Here is an 18798-nt window from a genome sequence, read left to right as displayed (position 1 = left end):
TCCTCAGATAACCAACATGAAAACGCGATCCCGCCAAATAAGGCGGAATCGGAAACCCCAGAATATTGAGCAGATTTACCGGATTCAAACCGCATTCCGCGCAGGGATACGATTCCCAGCCCTCCGGGCGCATTACGCTGGATTCATGCTGGATTCCCTCCGGCCGTTGCACAGTACGTTGAAGCCTTTAGCTTTTTCTTTGCACCGCAAGACGTTACAACCGGCGCCATGCACGGCGGCCGGATTTGGTTTACAACCTTAATATTGGAATCCGTTGAATCATGAAAGGGGCTAAATTCGTGCGCAGGCTTTTGACTGCCGGCTTGCTGATTGCCATTCAAACTACGGCAAATGCCCAGCCGCAGGATCTCTTCAATACCTGGACGGGTATTGCCGCCGAGAAAAACACCAGCCCGGCCACGGCCCAGGCGGGCGATTTGACGCGCGAGTGGAAGGCGCCCGACGGCCGCACGGTGCGCGTGGTGGTGCAGCGCCCCCGCGAGAGTGCCGCGGCGCTGACGGTGGTGGTGTCCCCGCTGGCGGCCGACCAGGACGCGCGCCCGGTGTTCGAAGCCGCGCTGCGGCAGGTGCGCGCCTCGCGCGCCTCGAAGCTGGTCATCCTGCCGGGGCGCTACGTGTTCCGCACCACGGCGCAGTCCGGCCCGCCCGCCGTGCTGGCGGCGCACCTGCTGCTGCAGGACCTGGACGACGTGAGCATCGAGGGCGAAGGCGCGACGCTGGTGTTCATGCAGGACGCCCATGGCCTGCTCGTGCGCGGCAGCCGCCGGCTGCAGCTGTCCAAGCTGCGGCTGGACTACGGGCTGCGCACCGCCTCGCTGGGCACGGTGCAACGCCAGGGCGGCAACACGCGGGTGCGCATCGACCCGAAGTTCCCCGTGACCTCGGCCGACCCGGCCTTCTACGTGACCGAGTACGACGCGGCCGCCAAGCGCTACCCGACCGACGCCGCACGGGTCATCCTGCCGCCCGGCTCCTCCACGCCGGCGGTTTATGCGGGCAACCAGAGCTACGGCTCCACCGCTTTCGCCACCCTGCCCGAGGGCCGCGGCGTCACCGTCAAGCACCAGTGGTACGGCGGCAACGCCATCCGCATCGACGACACGCCGCAGCCGCGCCAGAGCGAGGACATCGTCATCGACGGCGTGACCATCCATGCCGCGCCGGGCATGGGCATCGTCGCCTACGGGCTCAAGCGGGGGCTGGCCATCACGCGCTCGCGCTTCGCGCCGCGCGACGGCAGCCAGCCGCTGAGCGCCAGCTACGACGCCATCCACGTGGTGATGAGCGGCGGCGACACGCTCATCACCAACAACCACATCACGGCCCAGGGCGACGACGCCATCAACCTCAACGGCCCGGTGCACCCGATCACGCGGGTCGAGGACGGCCGGCGCAGCGTGGTGCTGGGCAAGTACTCGCGCTTCATCGGCGCGGGCGACCGGCTCGCCTTCTTCGACGCCCAGGGCCAGTACCTGGGCCAGCGCAAGGTAGCGGCCACGCCGGCGCCGCTGGGCGGCCTGGACCACCGCGTGACGCTGGACCAGCCGCTGGACGCCGGCTGGGCGGTCAACGTGGTGCGCGACCTGAGCCTGCTGGGCTCGCGCTACGCGGTGGCCGACAACGTCATCGAGCGCTGCTACTGCCACGGCCTGCTGGCGCAGCTGCCCAACGGGCTGGTGGAGGGCAACACCTTCCAGGACATCGGCCGCAACGCCATCCGGCTGCTGACCGACGTGGGCCAGTGGAACGAGGGCGTGGGCGCCATCAACGTGATCGTGCGCGGCAACCGCATCCGCCGCACCGGCGGCGACCCGGCGGGCCTGCTGCCCTGGGCGGCCATCAGCGTGTACGGCGGCGCGCGCGACGGCACGCTCTCCACGGCGCCGGTCAACCGCCACGTGCGCATCGCCAACAACACCATCGAGAACGTGCCGCTGGGCTGCGTCACGGTGTCCAACAGCGTGGACGTCAGCGTGCGTGACAACCAGTGCACCGATACGAACCTGCTCGACCCCCGCGGCGCCAGCCTGCTGGTGATGCCCACCGCCGCCGAGGTGCAGTTGGGCAACAACCTGCGCAGCGGCGCCACCACCGGCGCGCAGCTCGTCAGCACGCCGGCCAGCAGCGCGCTCAAGCCGCGGTAGGCAGCCGCCGGGCCGGGCCATGGCGATCGCGGGTCGAAAGAGATCGCGGCGCCAGCGCCCGAGCGTAGAGCTGCAGGTAGCGCTCCACCACGGCCTCGGGGCGGGTCTGCTCCAACAGCGCCGTGGCGTCCACGGCGGACAGCGCGCCGCGGCCGGCGCGCACGAAACCGGCCATGCGGCGCGCCAGCGCCGACGCGTCGCCCGCGGGCACCAGCGCCGAAGGGTCCACCGCGCCCACGATCTCGGCAATGCCGCCGCTGTCCGCGCCGATCACCGGCACCCCGGCGGCATAGGCCTCCACCACCGTCAGCCCGAAGGGTTCGCGCCAGACGGAGGGCACCACCAGCACGTCGATGTCGCGCAGGAAGGCCATCGGCTCCACGAAGCCCACCCGCTCCACCGGCAGGCCCTCCATCGCGGCCCGCAGCGCCGCGTCGTCTCCCGGCGCGCGCCCGGCCACTTTCAGCTGCCAGCCGCCCACGCCCGCGCCCAGCAGCCCGCGGCACGCCTGCAGCAGCACCTCGATGCCCTTCTCGGCCACCAGCCGCCCCAGGAAGCCGAAGGTGAAAGGCTTCTGTTGCGGCACCGCCGGGCGGGCCGGCGCGGGCCCCGGCGCCCGGTGCACCGGGTTCCAGATCACGTGCCGCCGCTCGGCCGGCAGGTGCGCGAACAGCCCATGCTCCAGGTGCGTGCGCAGGATCGCCTGCGACACGCCCACCACGTGGGCGATGTGCACGTGGTGGCGGCGCTTGACGCTGGAGAAGGCGCCGCAGGCGCGATGCAGGCCCTCGCAGCGCCGGCCGTGCATGAACAGCGCGGCGCGGATGCACAGCAGGTCGTAGTCGTGCAGCGTGTGCACCAGCACCGCGCCGCGCGCGCGGACCGCGCGCCACATCCACGGCGTGAGCTCCACCATGGAGTGCGAATGCACGATGTCCGGCCGCACCTCGTCCAGCACCCGCGCGAAGTCCGCTGCCGTGAAGGCGTTGAACAGCGTGGCGATCTTGTTGAGCTGGCGCACCGGCGCGGGGTGGCGGGCCGAGTCCTGGATCCACAGCGGGTTGCGGTGCGCCAGCGGCCGCAGCTCCACGCCGTGGCGCAACGTGGGCGCGGTGGCTTCGGGCACCACGCTGGTGACGGCCACCTGGTGCCCACGCGCCGCCATCCCCTCGGCCAGCAGCTCCACGACCTTCTCCGCGCCGCCCACGGCGTGCGGCGCGTACACGGAGCTGAGATGCAGGATCTTCACGGCCGCTCCACGCGCTCGGCGGCCCCGGCGGCCACCCCGCGTCCGCGCGGCGCCAGCAGCCGGGCCGGATTGCCGGCGGCCACGGCGCCGTCCGGCACATCCTCCAGCACCACCGCGCCGGCACCGATGACGGCCGAGCGGCCGATGCGCAGCGGCCCGGCCACGACGGCGTTGGGATAGACCGTGGCGCCGTCGCCGACCACGGGGTAGTGCTCGCCATGGCGCCGCCCCAGCGTGACGCCCTGGTACAGCGTGACGCCGGCGCCCACGCGCGTGCCGGCGCCGATGACCACGCCGGTGGGATGCGGCAGCAACAGCCCCGGGCCCAGCTCGGCCTCCAGGTGCAGGTGGCAGGCACTGCGGGCCGTGTTCCAGCGCCACAGCAGCTTGGCCAGCCGCGGCCGGCCGCCGCGGTACAGGTGCTGCGCGCAGCGGTGCGCGCACAGCGTCGCGAAGCCGGGCTCGAACACGAAGGCGGACAGCGCCGCGCGCCAGCCCACGCGGCCCGTGCAGGCCGCCAGGTCGGCGGCGATCAGTTCGCGGGTGCGGCGCCGGCTCGGGGAAGAAGAGGCGTTCATCGAGCGCAATCTGGACAGTGGTTTCATGCGCAACTCATAAGGTCCGTCACGCCACCGCCCCCGCCCGCCGCGGCAGCGCCGCCGGGCGCAGCCGCCGCAGCAGCGGCCGTTCGATGAGGTGGTAACAGCCCGCGGCCAGCAGCAGCGAGCCGGCGACCATCAGCGCGCCCAGCACCGGCCAGGGCAGCGCCTCGTGCAGGCTGAAACGCTGCCAGGCCTTGGTGGCGGCCAGCAGCGCGAAGGGATGCATCAGGTACAGCGAATACGACCAGTCGCCCAGCCGGCCCGCCGCGTGCAGCGCCGCGCCCCGCACGCGCCCTTCCAGCACCAGCGCCCCGGCCAGCAGCGCCGCCGCCGGCAGCCCCCAGCCGATGACGCGAACCCCGTCGTTCGGCGTGGAGGCGCTGCCCACGGGCTTCACTGCCAGCCCGAAGGGGTCCAGCACCAGCCAGCCCAGCGCCACCGCGGCCGCGCCCAGGAACAGCAGCGGCTGGCCGGGCCGGCCCCGCAGCCACCACAGGCCCAGGACACAGCCGAAGCCGAATTCCAAAAGGATGGGCCGGGTCCAGAAGTGCAGCGCCATGAAGCGCGGCGAGATCCACGCGCCCAGCAGCACCAGCGCGGCCAGCGCCACCAGCGTCCAGCCCACCGCGCGCCGCGCCGGCAGCGCGATGAACACGGCGAACAGCGCGTAGAACAGCACTTCGTAGTTCAGCGACCAGCCCAGCGACAGCAGCGGATAGGGCTGCGCCGCATCCCCGTACACCGGGTACGGCACGAACAGCAGCGAGGCGACCAGCTCCGTCCAGGAGGTCTGCGCCAGCCCGTGCCGGCCCAGCAGCAGCGTCAGCACGCACAGCCCGGTGGCGAACCAGTACATCGGCACCAGGCGCAGCGCGCGCCGGCGCAGGAAGGCGCCGGCCGCGCCCGGCTGCCCGTACAGCGGCCGGGACGCCAGCACCATGATGAAACCCGAGATGCAGAAGAACAGGTCCACGCCGAAACCGCCCGGCGGCAGCGGCCAGCGCTCCAGCACCTGCCCCTGCCCGGCCGCCGCCCGCAACAACTCGCCCTGGGCGTGCCCCAGCAGCACCAGCAGCGCGGCCACGCCGCGCAGCGCCTGCACCATCAACAGCCGCTCCGTCATCGCGCCCCCTCCATGAATCACCTCGGCGCGCTCGCCACGCGGGTGTGCACCAGCACCCGCAGCGAGGCGAGCAGGCGGCCCCGCAACAGCAGCACCACGCCCACGACCGCGGCCAGGTAGGCCAGCGCCGAGACGGCGTAGCCCGCGGTGCTCCGTGCCTCGAAGCCGCCGCCCAGTGCCGCCGCCAGCAGCCCGGCGGCCGAAGCCAGCGCACCCGGCAGCAGGCAGCGCGCGAAGCGGTGCCCGTCGATGCCGGCCGCGCGGCAGGTGGCGGCCACCATCACCGCCGACACCAGCAGCGCCACCACGGCGTAGGCCCGCACCAGCGCCGCCAGGCCGAGCCAGACCGTGGCCGCGAAGGCCGCGCACAGCGCCACGCCGTTGAGCAGCCCCAGCAGGAAATTCAGGCGCACGCGGCCCCGCGCCACCAGCACGGCGCCGTTGTAGGCGGCGATGGCCTGCACCGCGCCCACCGGCGCCAGCACCGCGATCAGCTCCGCCAGGCCCGCCCACTGGGGCGACAGGAAGGCGCCGACCGGATAACGGGTGCCGAAGGCGAGAAAAGCCATCAGCGGGATCACCGCCGTCGCCGTGGCCGTGAACACCGCGCAGACCACCTCTGCCCGGCCCGGCGCGTCGTGCTCCATGCGCGACAGCGTCGCCATCAGCACGCCGCTGGCGGGCCAGGAGATCAGCATCAGCGGCAGCGTCATGAACTGGTAGGCCAGCCCGTACAGGCCCAGCGCCGCGGCGCCCAGCACCGCGCCGATGAGGAAGCGGTCCAGGTTGCGCGCCGCGAAGCCCAGCAGGTTCGTCATGAACACCCAGCCGCCCACGCGCAGCAGCGGCGCGATGGCCCCCAGGCGCCCGCCCCGCTCGGCCAGGCCGCGAGCCAGCCCCGTGAAGCCGATGGCACGCACCGCCTGCAGCAGCACGTGGAAGGCCACCAGCGCGGCGATGCCCAACCCCGCCAGCAAGGCCACCCCAAAACCCAGCAGCGCCGCCAGCAGCGCGCCGGCCTCCACCAGCGCGACGCGGCGGTAGGCCAGATGCCGCTCCAGCAGCGCCCGCGGCACCGTGGCCCAGAGCCCGCAGGCCGTCACGGCCGCGAAGCCCAGCAGCACCGGCGCCAGCCCCGGCATCGCCAGCGCGCGCTCCAGCGGCGCCGCCGCGGCGGCCACCGCCAGCCCGGCCAGCGCACCCACCAGGCCCATCAGCCCCAGGGCCGTGCCCGCCTGGCGCGCGTCCAGCCCCGGGTGGCGCACGACGGCGCTGGACAGGCCCAGGTCGGTCAGCAGCGTCACGAAGGCCATCAGCGGGATGGCGAAAGCCACCAGCCCGTACTCGTGCGGCGGCACGGCGCCGGCGATCAATACGGAGATCAGCACCATCGCCCCGGCCTTGGCCAGGTTCAGGCCGGTCATGGTCAGCAGGTTGCGCAGGATCACGGCCGCGGCTCCGGCTCAGGCCGACGCGCCGGCGGCGGCCCGCGCCACCGGGGACCGGCGCCCGTGCGCGGCCCGGTGGGCGCGCACCTCGTCGTAGAGCTCCAGGTAGCGGCGCGCCACCTTCCGCGGCGTGGTGTCCTGCAGCACGGAGGCGAAAGCCTCGCGCCGCGGCAGCGCATCCCGGCCCCGGGCCCACACGCGCAGCATGGCCTGCGCCAGCGCGGCGGCGTCGCCGGGCGGGTAGAGCCACTCGCGGTTGTGGGCGCCGATGAGGTCCGGGATGCCGCCGGAATCGGCGCCGATCACCGGCACGCCCGCGGCGTAGGCCTCCAGGATGGTGCGCGGCAGCGGCTCGGCCCAGAGGGAAGGCACGACCAGCACGTCGATGCGGTCGAAGAACTCGCGCGGCGGCACGAAGCCCAGGAACTCCACCGGCAGCCCCGCGGCCCGCGGCCGCAGCGAGTCCGCCTCGGACGCCTCCTTGCCCGCGACCAGCAGCCGCCAGTCGCCCACGGGCAGCCGGGCGCAGGCGTCCAGCAGCGTGCCCACGCCCTTCTCCACGTTGATGCGCCCCAGGTAGCCGAAGGTCAGCGGCTGCCCCGCCAACGAGGGTTTCACGTAGTCCGCGCCGATGCCTTCCACCACGGCCGGGTTCCAGATCACGCGGCGCAGCTGCTCGGCCACGTGGCCGAAGTAGCCCAGCTCCAGGTGCGAACGCAGGATGCCCGCGCCCACGCCCACCACCGCGTCCACCGCCCGGTGGTGGCGCGCCTTCATGAAGGTGAAACCCCGGCACTCCAGGCAGCGGCGCCGGCAGCGCTGGCCGTCCCTGAACATGGCCGCGGTGCCGCAGGCCAGGTCGAAGTCGCGCAGCGTGTGCACCACCGGCAGCCCGCGCGCGCGGGCCGCGAGCCAGACGCGGGTGGAGACGTCCAGCAGCGAGTGCGTGTGCACCACGTCGGGCCGGAACGCGTCGATGACGCGGCCGAAATGCGCCTCGATGCGGTGGTTGAACTGCTGCTTGAAGCGCCGCACCCCGCGCGCCAGCACGTGGTGTTGCGGCCACTCCTCAGGCCAGAAGTCGGTCTCGTGCGGCATGCGCCACACGCGCACGCCGTTGCGCTCCTCCTCCTTCCAGCCCGTGGGGCTGATGCAGCTGGCCGCGACCGCGTGGCCGGCGGCCACCTGCGCCTCGGCCAGCAGGGCCACCGACCGCTCGGCGCCGCCCATGATGTGCGGCGGGTACAGCATGCTCAGGTGCAGGATGCGGGTCATGCGGGCTTTCGTTGAGGGTGCACTCGTTCGGGTTGCGGCGGGTACAGCATGCTCAGGTGCAGGATGCGGGTCATGCGGGTCATGCGGGCTTTCGTTGAGGGTGCACTCGTTCGGGTTCAGGCCAGCGGGGCCAGGGCATCGAGCAGGCAGCGGGCGCTGCGCTGCCAGGAGAACTGCGCCACGCGGGCCTCGCCGCGGTCCAGCAGCGGCCGCAGCGGCGCGGGGTGCTCCAGCACCTGGCGCATGCGCAGCGCCAGCGCGCCGGCGTTGCGCGGGTCGAAATACAGCACCGCGTTGCCGCACACCTCGCGCACCGGCGGGATGTCGGAGGCGATCACGGGGCAGCGGTGCAGCAGGGCTTCCAGGGGCGGGATGCCGAAGCCTTCGTAGAGGCTGGGAAACACCAGCGCGCGGGCGCGCTGCAGCAGCGCGGCGACCTGCGCGTCGCTGAGCCGCCCGGCCGGCACCACGCCCGGCGGCGGGCCCTGCAGCCCGCCACCGCCGAACACGGCGCCGTCCACCGCGCCCACGATCACGAAGCGCAGATCCGGCATTTGCAGCTGCGCGAAGGCCGCCATGGCCGTGCCCAGGTTCTTGTTGGGCACCGGCGATCCGATGAAGAGAAAGAAGCGCTGCCCCTCCAGCCCCAGCCGCTGCAGCGCCGAAAAGTCAGGCTCCACGCCGCGCAGGTGCTCGCTGCCGTTGGGCACCACCGCGATGCGGCCGGCCGGGATGCCCAGCGCCTGCGACAGCTCCTCCTGCGAGAAGCGCGAGACCGTGGCGATGCGCGAGCGCAGCGCCAGCGCCCGGCCCAGCAGCTGGTGGAAGCCACGGTAGGCGCGCGTGAAGTTCAGCGGCGTGCGGAACACCGCCGCGTCGTGGATCACCGACAGGCTGCGCCCGCGCAGCACCGCGCCGCCGTTGCACAGGTTCACCAGCAGGTCCTCGCGCGCGCAATGCAGGCGCAGCAGCTGGTCCCAGAGGTGGCCGTGCCCCTGGCCGACCTGGCGCACCCGGATGTGCCGCAGCGGCGGCAGCGGCCAGTCGCCCGGCGGCACCAGCAGCTCCCAGCGCGCGGCGATGTGCCAGCCCTGCCCGCGCGCCAGCTCGGCATCCAGCGCCTTGACCAGTTCGCCGGCAAAGCGCTGCACGCCGCTGGTGCGCTGTGCGAGGAAGCGGCCGTTGATGCAGACGGCGCGGTCCCGCGCCGTGGTGGCGGTACGGGGGCTGCCCACGGGCAGCGTCTCGGGCCTTGCGCTCATCAGCTTTCCTCCACCATCCCCGCGCGCGCCGTCGCGGCCACCGGCCGCCGAAGCACCTCCGCGTACAGGTTCATCAGCGCCGCGTGGGTGCGGTCGCTGGTGTAGTGCGCCAGGAAGCGCCGACGGCCCGCCTCGCCCATGCGCCGCAGCGTGGCGGGCCTGGCCTGCATCAGCAGCGCGCGCAGCGCGGCCACGTCGCCCACCGGGAACAGCCGCCCGGTGACGCCGTCCGCCACCACCTCCCGCAGCCCGCCCACCGCCGAGGCCCACACCGGCTTGCCGGCGCGCATGGCCTCCACCGCCACCAGGCCGAAGCCTTCCCAGCGCGAGGGCATCACCACCACGTCGCAGGCGTTGAGCTGCGCCGCCACGCCGGCCTGGTCCAGCCAGCCTAGCCATTCCACGTGGCCGGCGTCCGCGCCCCAGTCGGGCCGCCGGCCCGCCACCACCGCGTCGCCCACGATGCGCACCGAGGCCCGATCACCTAACCCGCGCGCCGCCTCCACCAGCACATCCACGCCCTTCTGCCGGTCCAGCCGGCCGACGAAGAGCACGCGCAGCCGGGGCGTGTCCCAGGGCGCCCGCTCCCCGGGCGCCTCGGCGGCGATGCCGTTGGGCACCACCACCAGCCGCCGCGGCGCGATGCCGGCCGTCTCGCCACGGCGGCGCTCGGCCTCGGAGATGGCAACGATGCGCGCGCAGCGGTGCGACATCAGCCGCTCCGCCCATGCCGTGGCCCAGCGCGCCGCGCGCGGCTGCTCCACGTCGAAGACCCAGCCGTGCGGGCAGTACACGACCGGCGGCAGCGGCCCGGCCAGCGGCAGCGCGCGCGTGAGCGCGCCGGCGAAGGTGGAATGGGCGTGGATCAGATCGGGCCGCCACTCGCGCACCACGCGCCGGATCTCGCGCGCCAGCCGTGGCAGCCCGGCCAGGCGCCCCGGCCGCTCGAAGGTGCGCAGCAGCGCGGCATCCACGCGCGGCAGCTGCGCCGCGTGCTCGCGCGGCACGAGGCAGCGCACCTGCCGCGCGCCCAGCGCGCGCACCTGCAGCGGCACGATCTCGTCGAGGTAGGTGCCACAGCCGCCCTTGATGGACTCCGCGACGTGCAGGACCTTCATCACGACAGTCCCTCCCGCCGCCGCGGCAGCGGCCAGTCCGCGCGGGGTGCCGCGGCGCAGTGCTTCAGCCAGGCGGCCACCAGCCCCTGCAGCACCAGGAAGGCGGCGTAGCCCTTGCAGGTGCTCAGGCTCAGCAGCGAGTGCAGCGTGCCCTGCGTCATGAGCACCACCGTCTGCAGCATCGCGTAGGAAGGCAGCAGCACGTTGACCGGGTTGCCGCTGGCCATGGCACGGGCCAGGTGGTGCGCCAGCCAGCCCGTCCAGGCCCCGGCGGCCAGCAGCGCCACGGCCAGGCCGACGTAGCCGCCCAGCACCAGCGCGTAGGCCTCGAACACCATGGTCGGCGTGACCATCCCGCCGTTGTTCAGGAAGGAGCTGTAGATCGCCCCCGGCGAGTAGCGCTCGACGAAGTAAAAGGGCGCGAGCCGGTGCTCGAAGGTGAAATCCGCGGGCGGGCGCGCCAGCAGGTTGGTCAAGTTGAGCCCCAGGGCCTGCGTGTCCAGCCGCAGCAGCGCGGAGGCGTCCCGCACGGCCAGGAACCAGAGCTGGCCCTGCCCCGCCACGCGCTCGCCCAGCCGTTGCAGCGTCAACGCCGCGCTGAGCTCGCCCTGGTTGGAGTAGATGTGGAAGGTGACCGCCGAGGCGCAGCCCAGCACCAGCAGCGCCAGGGGAACGGCCCGGCGCAGGCGCGCGGCGATGCCGGCCGGCCGGGTCACGAGGAACGGCATGGCGTAGAAGCACGCCGCCATGAGGACGATGAAGAACTTGTCGCCGAACAGGAACGACACCGCGACGTAGCTCGCGAACGCGGCGTGGTGGCAGCGGCGCCAGAACGCCCCCGGCGCCCACGCCGCGCTGCTGCCCAGCGTGGCGGCCAGCACGTACTTGAGGATCAGGAAGTTGAGCGTGAGCACGTCGGCGTTCGCGGCCCGGAAGGCGAAGCGGTCGGTGCCCGTGAGCAGCGGAAAGCCCAGCCGCAGCCCGGTGCCCGCCAGCCACGCCACCACCAGCACGGCCCCGCCCAGCACCGCCACGCACAGCAGCAGCCGCTGGCCGGCGGCCACGCGCTCGGCCAGCGGCGCCACCCGCGGCGCGCGCCCGTGCAGGCGCGAGAACACCAGCGCGGCCGTGCACAGGAACAGCGCCGAGCACAGCACGTAGCCCGCGCCCGCCGGCGAGGCGCGCCCGGAGAAGCCCATCTCCTTCATGAAGGCGCCGCTCTCGATGGCCGGCAGCGACACCATCACCGACGCATGCACCACGACGAAGGGCAGCAGCATCACGGCCGCCGCCGGCGCCAGCGCGAACAGCCGCGCCACGCCCCACAGGAACAGCGCCAGCCCGGCCAGGGACCACAGCGGCAACGGCCAGGCCACCGCCAGCGCGGCGTTGGCCACCAGCAGGCCCAGCAGCGCCAGCACGCCCGGCGACAGCGCCAGGGACCGATGGCCAACAGCACAGGCGTGGGCAGGCACGGAAGCGGCGACGGGCATGGAGCGTTGCGTCCTCAACGCTCGTTGACCAGCACGCCCGCCAGCGCCACCGGGCGCTCGGCCAGATCCCGCAGCAGCTCCCGCAGCGGCGCCAGCCGCGAGGCATGCCGCCGCGCCACCAGCAGCGCGGCCCCGGCCTTGCCGGCGATCACCGCGCCGTCGGCACCGTGGCAGGCCGCGGGCGTGTCGATGAGCACGTGCTCGAAGGTGCCGGCCATCTCCTGCAGCAGCGCGTCGAGCGTGGCGCGCTGCACCAGGTCCACCGGGTTGGGCGGCAACGTGCCCGCGGGCATGACGAACAGGCCCGGCAGGCTCTCCACCGCCAGGATGGACGGCGCGCCCTGCTGCCGCCGCGCCAGCACGTTGCTCAGGCCGCTGTCGCCGGGCAGCCCGAACAGGACGTGCAGGCGCGGCGTGCGCAGATCGGCGTCGATGAGCAGCGTGCGCGCGCCCAGCTGGCTCAGCGCGACGGCGAGGTTGGCGGCGAAATAGGTTTTGCCGTCGCCGCGGTCCGCGCTGGCGATGGCCAGCGCCCGCCGCGCGGGATGCGGCGCCAGCACGCCCGCGAGCAGCCGGCTGCGCAGCCGGCGGAAATGCTCGGCCTGGCGGCTGAACGGTTCGCGCGCCAGCACCAGCTCGGCACCCAGCCCGGCGTCGCCGCTGCGTGCGTAGGGATAGGCATGCTGCTGCGACAGCGCCCACAGCACGTCGTGCTCCGAAGCCAGCCCCAGCGCCACCGCCGCTTCGCCGAAGCGCAGCAGGGGCCGCTGGCGCTGCAGCGCCATGACCTGCCCCACCTGCTGCTCGCTCAGGCCCCGCACCTGGCGCACGAGGTCGCCGATGCGGCGCTGCTCGGCCGGCGGCTCCTCGTCGTGGTGTTGCGGCGCGGCGCTGCCCGGACCGCGCATCAGGCGCTCCAGGACCGGACCGGCCTGCGAAGCCAGGATCGTGCTCTCGCGCTTACCCATGAGCGCCTCCCGTGGCGGGTTGCGGCGCCACCAGGCGCTGCCATTGGTCGGAGGGGCCGCGCAGCGCGCGGTGGTCGGGCAGCCGCCCCAGGGCCACCTGCCCCAGCAGCTGCTCGATGTCGGCCTCGTCGCGCAGGCGCGGATCGCGCACCTCGCGCACCACCGCCGTGGCCAGCGCGGCCAGGGTCGCCAGCACCAGCGCCACGGCCAGGTTCACGGCCACCCGCGGCTGCGAAGGCAGCGCCGGCGGTGTGGCCTGCTTCAGGCGCGAGACGTTGTTGAGCGTGGCCTGCCCTTCCATGCTGGCGTAGTCCGATCGCTTGGACACCGACGCGTAGGCCTGCACCGCGTTGTCCAGGTCCCGCTGCAGCACCCCGGCCCGCTCGCGCTTGAGTTTCAGTTCCATCACCTTGGCGCGCTGCGCATCGACGGCCGCCTGCAGCTGCGCCACGCGGCTGTCGCCCACGCTGCGGTTGATGCCCAGGCCGGTGGCGACCTTGCGCGCCTGCTCGTCGATCTGCCGGCGCAGCTGCTCGATGCTGGTGCGGGCCTCGACCACCGAGGGGTGCGCGGCCTGCAGCCGCGTCTCCAGCTCCTGCAGCCGCACCTGCTGCTGGGCCAGCTGCGCCATCAGCCCGGACACCAGCGGGTGCGCCATCACCTCGGGCATTTGCGCCGGGTCGCGGCTGGCCAGGCCCTGGCGCGTGGCGGCCTCCTGTGCCGCGCCGCGGGCGGCCACCAACTGCGAGGACAGGTCCGACAGCCGCGCGTTCTCGATGTCCAGCCGCTCGTCGTTGGCCACCAGCCCGGCCTGGCGCTGGTGCTCCGACAGCGCGGCCTGCGCCTGCTGCACCGCGTCGCGCAGCACCTTGGCGCGCTGGTCGAAGAAGGCGTCCTGCTGGCGCGCGGACTCGGCGCGCAGCTCCACCGTGGTGGCGATGTAGGACTCGATGATGGCGTTGACCACGTCGGCCGCGCGCTGCGCCGAGGCGTCGGTGTAGCGCAGCGTCAGGACGTTGGACTCGCGCGCCGGCACCACCTCGGCCTCCTGCAGCAGCGCGTCGGCCAGCCAGCTCAGCTTGTCGCCGCGGCCCCCGGTGGCTTCCTTCCAGCGCGTGTCCAGTTCCTCGTCCTGGTCCAGCCCGGTGCGCCGCAGCGCCCCGCGCAGCACGCGCTCGCTCAGCAGCAGGTCCGCCTGCGTGGCCATGTAGCTGGCGAAGGCCAGCGGCTGCAGCGGCGTGCCGGCGATGGGGTCGGCGGTGCGCACGTCCAGCATCACGGTGCCTTCGGCGGTGTACTGGCGCGGCAGCAGCGCGGTGAGCAGCGCGCCGGCACCCAGCACCAGCGCGAAGGCGGCCAGCGCCGCGCGCCAGCGCGCGCGCAGCGTCAGGGCCAGGCGGGAGAAGGTCATGTTCATGCCACCTCCGCCAGGGCACGCCCGACCGCGTGGTACTCCAGCCCGGCGGCCTTCATCGCCGCGGGGCTGTAGAGGTTGCGGCCGTCGAACACCACGCCCTCGCGCAGCGTGGCGCGCAGCCGGTCGAAATCCGGGCTGCGGAACTCCAGCCACTCGGTGGCGACGAGCAGCGCGTCGCAGCCCTGCAGCGCCTCCTCCGCCGTGGCCGCGAACTCCAGGCGCGGCGTGGCACCCAGCCGGCGCCGCGCCTGCGGCATCGCCACGGGGTCGAAGGCCCGGATGGCCGCGCCGCGGCGCAGCAGCTCGGCGATCAGCACCAGGCTCGGCGCCTCGCGCAGGTCGTCGGTGTTGGGCTTGAAGGCCAGGCCCCACAAGGCGAAGCGGCGGCCGGCCAGGTCGTCGCCGAAGCGCTTCACGACCTTGGCCACCAGCACGTGCTTCTGGCGCTCGTTGGCGCCTTCCACGGCCTGCAGCACGTCCAGCGGGACCTCGTGCTCCTGGGCCGTGCGCAGCAGCGCCTTCACGTCCTTGGGGAAGCACGAGCCGCCGTAGCCGATGCCGGCGTAGAGGAAATGCGTACCGATGCGCGGGTCGCTGCCCATGCCGTGGCGCACGGCCTCGATGTCCGCGCCCACGCGCTCGGCCAGCCGCGCCAGCTCGTTCATGAAGCTGATGCGCGCGGCCAGCATGGCGTTGGCCGCGTACTTGGTCAGCTCGGCGCTGCGGCGGTCCATGAGCACCAGCCGCTCGTGGTTGCGGCAGAACGGCGCGTACAGGGCGCGCAGCAGCAGCAGCGCGCGCTCGTCCGAGGCGCCGACGATGATGCGGTCCGGACGCATGAAGTCCTCGACCGCGCTGCCCTCCTTCAGGAACTCCGGGTTGGAAGCCACCGCGAATTCGAGGCTCAGCCCGCGCGCGGCCAGTTCCTCGCGCACCACGGCCTCCACACGGTCGGCCGTGCCCACCGGCACGGTGCTCTTGTTGACGATGAGCTTGTGGTCGCTCATGTGCCGACCGATGTTGCGCGCGGCCTCCAGCACGTACTGCAGGTCGGCCGAGCCGTCCTCGTCGGGCGGGGTGCCCACGCCGATGAACTGCAGTTCGCCGTGGCGCACGGCCGCCGCCACGTCGGTGGTGAAGTGCAGACGCCCGGCCGCGACGTTGCGGCGGATCAGCGGTTCCAGCCCGGGCTCGTGGATGGGCACCTGGCCGTCGTTGAGCAGCGCGATCTTGCGCGCGTCCACGTCCAGGCACGTCACGTCGTTGCCCACTTCGGCCAGGCAGGCGCCGGTGACCAGCCCCACGTAGCCGCTGCCGATGATGGTGACTTTCAAGATTGCCCCCGCCGTGAAATTGCGCCGGCCGCCATGGCGTCCAGCGAATAGGCTGCGAACAGCCGCCTGCCCAAACTCTCGGCGTTGAAGCGCAAAACCGCCTGCTGCCGGGCTTCGTGACCCATGCGCTCGCGCAGATTCGCATCCTCCAGCAGCGCGCCGATGTGATCCATGAATTCCTTCAGGCTGCCGCACAAATAGCCGCTGCGCCCGTGTTCAATGACTTGCCGGTGCTGCTCGCAATCCCGGGCCACGCAGGGCAGCCCCAACGCCATGGCGCATACCAGCGTGACCGGAAAACCCTCCGCCACATCGGGAGCGACGTAAATCCAGCCCGAGGTCAAATGCAGCGTTTGGTCCTTGTCGTCAGTACCGAGCAGGCGCACGCCGGCGGCTTCCAGGTGTTTTCTTTCCTGCTCTCCCACCGGGCCGATCCATTTGAACCCGATGCGCGACTCACCCCCGCCCAGCAGCACGGCCAATTGCGAGAACGCCTTGACACCGCGGGATTCATGCGCGTGCCCGCCCGACAATATCAGCGGTTGCGCCGATTCGTGGCGCAGCGCCGAGGCGCGCCCGGCAGCGTCGCCCAACCCGGACCAGCCCGAAGCGCTCCATATTTGCAGCGCCCGCTCCTCGCGCGGCACGTAAACGATGGAAGCCGGGCGCGTGCCCTGCAAAATGCTCCGGCAGCGCGACAAAACCCGGGCCGCCGAGCGGCCCAGCAAATTCAGGGTCCTGAAACCGTACAGCGAGAAATACACCGGCACCTCGGCCCCGGCCCGGTGCAGCGCCAACACGCCGACGGCGCAGGGCAGCAGGCCGTGCAGATGGACCGCCTGCGGCAAGGCGGTATGCAGCAGGCTGTCGATGGTCCGCGACACGGCCCGCCATTGCGACAGCGGGTTGCGCACCGGCGCCACCAGGAACAACTCAGCCGACCCGTCCAGGTGCACCAGGCAGTGGCGGTGCTTGTCCCGATCGATCAGCACCACGCAGGCTTCCAGGCCGTTCGCCGTGCAGGCCCGCAGCGAGGCACGCAAGGGGCCGAGCAGCTCGGCCGTGACGTGGCCCACGACGTGCACGACGGCCTGGGGCCTGGGCGCCGCCGCCGGCGCCGGGGCGGCGTGCTCACCCGGTACTTGCGCATCGGCCCCCGGCCGCGGCGCTTCGGGCGCCCGCAGGCGTGGCGAGGAGACCGGCCCCATCACTGCGCTCCACGCCCGCTCACGACCACGCCCAGGGTCTTGAACAGGATGCACAGGTCCAGCCAGCCCGAGCGCTGCTCCACGTAATGCCGGTCCAGCGCCACCCGCTCCTCATAACTGGTGGTATTTCTGCCGCTGACCTGCCACAGGCCCGTCATGCCGGGCTTGACGCTCAGGTAATGCCACCGCACCGGCCCGTAGCGCGGCAATTCGCACAGCATGACGGGCCGTGGCCCGACCAGGTTCATCTCCCCCCGCAATACATTGATCAATTGAGGCAGCTCGTCGAGGCTGGTTTTTCTCAATATCCGGCCGATGGGCGTGATGCGCGGATCGCTGCTGAGCTTGCGATCCCGCTCCCATTCCTCGCGCGCCGCCGGGTCGCTGCAGAGCAAAGCCTGCAGCACCTGCTCCGAGTTTCGCACCATCGTGCGGAATTTCAGGCACGGAAACACCTTGCCGCCCAGGCCCACGCGGTAATGCGGAAAAACCGTCGGCGCGCCGTCGATACGCCATATCAGCACCGCGATCACCACCATCACCGGCGACAGCAACACCAGCAAAACGATGGCCGCGGCCTGGTTGAACACGCTCCAAAAGAGCGCCTGGTTCCGGTCTTCCTCAGCGAAAAGCCTGTCCGAAAATCTGGATGACGAGACTGCTGACTGCACGGCATTCCTTTTGCACAAGCATTTCGCCTGCTTCTGATGCATTGCAGCATGTCATGCCCAATAAGTGCTTTCCCCTATTCAAGGGATTATGGCTTGCATTATCGGAAAACTCATATTCAGCTGCGGAACATGCGCCTTGGCAAACGAGGCGGCATTTGACGGCTCACTCCGCCGGAGGCTGGCTTCAATATGAGAAATTCAAGCCAGCGTATTTTCAAACCGAAAAAGCGCGGGCGGACGCCGCCTGTTGCGCCAGCAACAGCCTGCACGCATGCCAACAGCCGCGGGCCGCCGCTGCTGCCTGCGCAGCAGCCGGGGTGCAAAACGGGCCCGTGTGGCGGCTCTGGCGTTGGCACGGCCCCTGCAACCCGCCGCCGCCACGCCGCCCCGCCGGCGTTGCCGGCCTCCACCCGAACCCGCGCGCCGCCTCGCGGCGCCAGCGCCCAGGGTGTCACCGGATGTGTCTGGACTGGCATATGCAAAGTCGGATTCATCCGTTGGCCTGCGTGTAAACCCTGAATAGATTGCAGGTCATTCACCACCCGCCTCTGTCCCAAAACGTGGGAATCGGCGCCGGTGGGCTCCTGATTTCGCAAGGCAAGGCCCTGCTCTCTGAAAGCAAGACGTGTCCAAGATCCTGACCCTGCCGGAAGCACAGTCCCAGGCGCTGTCCGTGCGTGCCAAGGCCCTGGTGTTCGAAGACGAGGTGTCGCGCGCACTGCTGGCCAATGCGGAGCGCGTGGCGGCCAGCGACGCGACGGTGCTCATCATTGGCGAGACCGGCACCGGCAAGGAGCTGCTCGCGCGCCACGTGCATGCCTGCAGCGGGCGCACCGGTCCCTTCGTGGCCGTGAACTGCGGGGCCTTCAGCGAGACGATGGTGGAGGCCGAGCTCTTCGGCCACGAGGCCGGCGCCTACACCGGCGCGAGCCAGTCCCGGCCGGGCTGGTTCGAGGCCGCGCAGCGCGGCACGCTGCTGCTCGACGAGATCGGCGACCTGCCCATGCCCATGCAGGTGAAGCTGCTGCGGGTGCTGCAGGAGCGCCAGGTGGTGCGGCTGGGGGCGCGCAAGCCCATCGACGTGGACGTGCGCCTGGTGGCGGCGACCAACGTGGACCTGGCGCAGGCCGTGGAGGCGGGCCACTTCCGCCGCGACCTGTACTACCGGCTCAACATCGCGACGCTGACGCTGCCGGCACTGGCGCAGCGTCCGGCGGACATCCTGGCGCTGGCGGAGCACTTCGTCGCCGTCTACAGCCGCCGCCAGGGCCGCTCGGACATGCGGCTGGGCCCTGATGCGCGCGAAGCGCTGCTGGCCCACGGCTGGCCCGGCAACATCCGGGAGCTGGAGAACGTCATCCACTACGCGCTGATCGTCGCCAAGGGCGACGTCATCGGCGCCGACTGCCTCAACCTCAAGCCGCCGCCGCGGGCCGCCGCCGCGGCGGCCGCGCGCGCGGTGGCG

14 protein-coding genes and 1 pseudogene are annotated in these 18798 nt (G+C 72.3%); 2 read left to right on the top strand and 13 right to left on the bottom strand.

Annotated elements, in window-relative coordinates:
- Positions 1–323 precede the first annotated feature (323 nt).
- Entirely contained in the window at positions 324–2165 is a 1842-nt protein-coding gene (locus Q0741_RS24825; RefSeq protein ID WP_298235874.1) for a right-handed parallel beta-helix repeat-containing protein, read from the top strand.
- Here the strand turns inward: Q0741_RS24825 and Q0741_RS24820 are convergent.
- The 13 genes and pseudogenes from Q0741_RS24820 to Q0741_RS24760 all read right to left on the bottom strand — a co-directional run.
- Positions 2152–3414 carry a glycosyltransferase family 4 protein gene (locus Q0741_RS24820; RefSeq protein WP_298235873.1) on the bottom strand — a complete coding sequence of 421 codons (1263 nt, stop codon included), beginning with the start codon at positions 3412–3414 and terminating at the stop codon, positions 2152–2154. The two genes, Q0741_RS24825 and Q0741_RS24820, sit on opposite strands and share 14 nt — an antisense overlap.
- Entirely contained in the window at positions 3411–4019 is a 609-nt protein-coding gene (locus tag Q0741_RS24815) for a hypothetical protein (RefSeq protein WP_298235872.1), read from the bottom strand. Before Q0741_RS24815 ends, Q0741_RS24820 begins: the two co-directional genes overlap by 4 nt.
- A 19-nt stretch (positions 4020–4038) precedes the next feature.
- The gene (locus tag Q0741_RS24810; RefSeq protein WP_298235871.1) at positions 4039–5139 is read right to left on the bottom strand and encodes an acyltransferase; all 1101 of its coding nucleotides are present in this window, start codon (positions 5137–5139) and stop codon (positions 4039–4041) included.
- 17 nt (positions 5140–5156) lie between these two features.
- Positions 5157–6587, bottom strand: coding sequence for an oligosaccharide flippase family protein (locus Q0741_RS24805; RefSeq protein WP_298235870.1), 1431 nt, complete (start codon positions 6585–6587; stop codon positions 5157–5159).
- A gap of 15 nt (positions 6588–6602) precedes the next feature.
- On the bottom strand, positions 6603–7862 hold the full coding sequence (locus tag Q0741_RS24800) for a glycosyltransferase family 4 protein (protein ID WP_298235869.1): 1260 nt from the start codon (positions 7860–7862) through the stop codon (positions 6603–6605).
- A 116-nt stretch (positions 7863–7978) separates the two neighbouring features.
- Positions 7979–9124, bottom strand: coding sequence for a glycosyltransferase family 1 protein (locus Q0741_RS24795; protein ID WP_298235868.1), 1146 nt, complete (start codon positions 9122–9124; stop codon positions 7979–7981).
- Complete coding sequence (locus Q0741_RS24790) at positions 9124–10242, bottom strand: glycosyltransferase (RefSeq protein ID WP_298235867.1); 1119 nt, start codon at positions 10240–10242, stop codon at positions 9124–9126. The genes Q0741_RS24795 and Q0741_RS24790 overlap by 1 nt, the downstream gene beginning before the upstream one ends.
- Entirely contained in the window at positions 10242–11735 is a 1494-nt protein-coding gene (locus tag Q0741_RS24785) for a DUF6418 domain-containing protein (protein ID WP_298235866.1), read from the bottom strand. Before Q0741_RS24785 ends, Q0741_RS24790 begins: the two co-directional genes overlap by 1 nt.
- Positions 11736–11749: 14 nt before the next feature.
- On the bottom strand, positions 11750–12703 hold the full coding sequence (locus tag Q0741_RS24780; RefSeq protein WP_298235865.1) for a cellulose synthase operon protein YhjQ/BcsQ: 954 nt from the start codon (positions 12701–12703) through the stop codon (positions 11750–11752).
- The gene (locus Q0741_RS24775) at positions 12696–14120 is read right to left on the bottom strand and encodes a chain length determinant protein EpsF (protein WP_298235864.1); all 1425 of its coding nucleotides are present in this window, start codon (positions 14118–14120) and stop codon (positions 12696–12698) included. The genes Q0741_RS24780 and Q0741_RS24775 overlap by 8 nt, the downstream gene beginning before the upstream one ends.
- Positions 14117–15454, bottom strand: coding sequence for a UDP-glucose/GDP-mannose dehydrogenase family protein (locus Q0741_RS24770; RefSeq protein WP_298235863.1), 1338 nt, complete (start codon positions 15452–15454; stop codon positions 14117–14119). The genes Q0741_RS24775 and Q0741_RS24770 overlap by 4 nt, the downstream gene beginning before the upstream one ends.
- Positions 15451–16662 carry a glycosyltransferase gene (locus Q0741_RS24765; RefSeq protein ID WP_298235862.1) on the bottom strand — a complete coding sequence of 404 codons (1212 nt, stop codon included), beginning with the start codon at positions 16660–16662 and terminating at the stop codon, positions 15451–15453. Before Q0741_RS24765 ends, Q0741_RS24770 begins: the two co-directional genes overlap by 4 nt.
- Positions 16662–17249, bottom strand: a pseudogene (locus Q0741_RS24760) (sugar transferase); the annotation flags it as partial. The gene Q0741_RS24765 and the pseudogene Q0741_RS24760, both read right to left, overlap by 1 nt.
- Before the next feature lie 709 nt (positions 17250–17958).
- On the opposite strand from Q0741_RS24760, the gene Q0741_RS24755 reads away from it, so the two are divergent.
- Positions 17959–18798 (top strand): sigma 54-interacting transcriptional regulator (locus Q0741_RS24755; protein WP_298235860.1); only part of this gene is annotated, 840 nt, incomplete at its 3' end.

It is taken from the genome of uncultured Azohydromonas sp., from assembly GCF_937926365.1.
GTDB lineage: Bacteria > Pseudomonadota > Gammaproteobacteria > Burkholderiales > Burkholderiaceae_C > Azohydromonas.
Note: the sequence above shows the minus strand (reverse complement) of the source record. Positions and strands in the feature narration are given on the sequence as shown.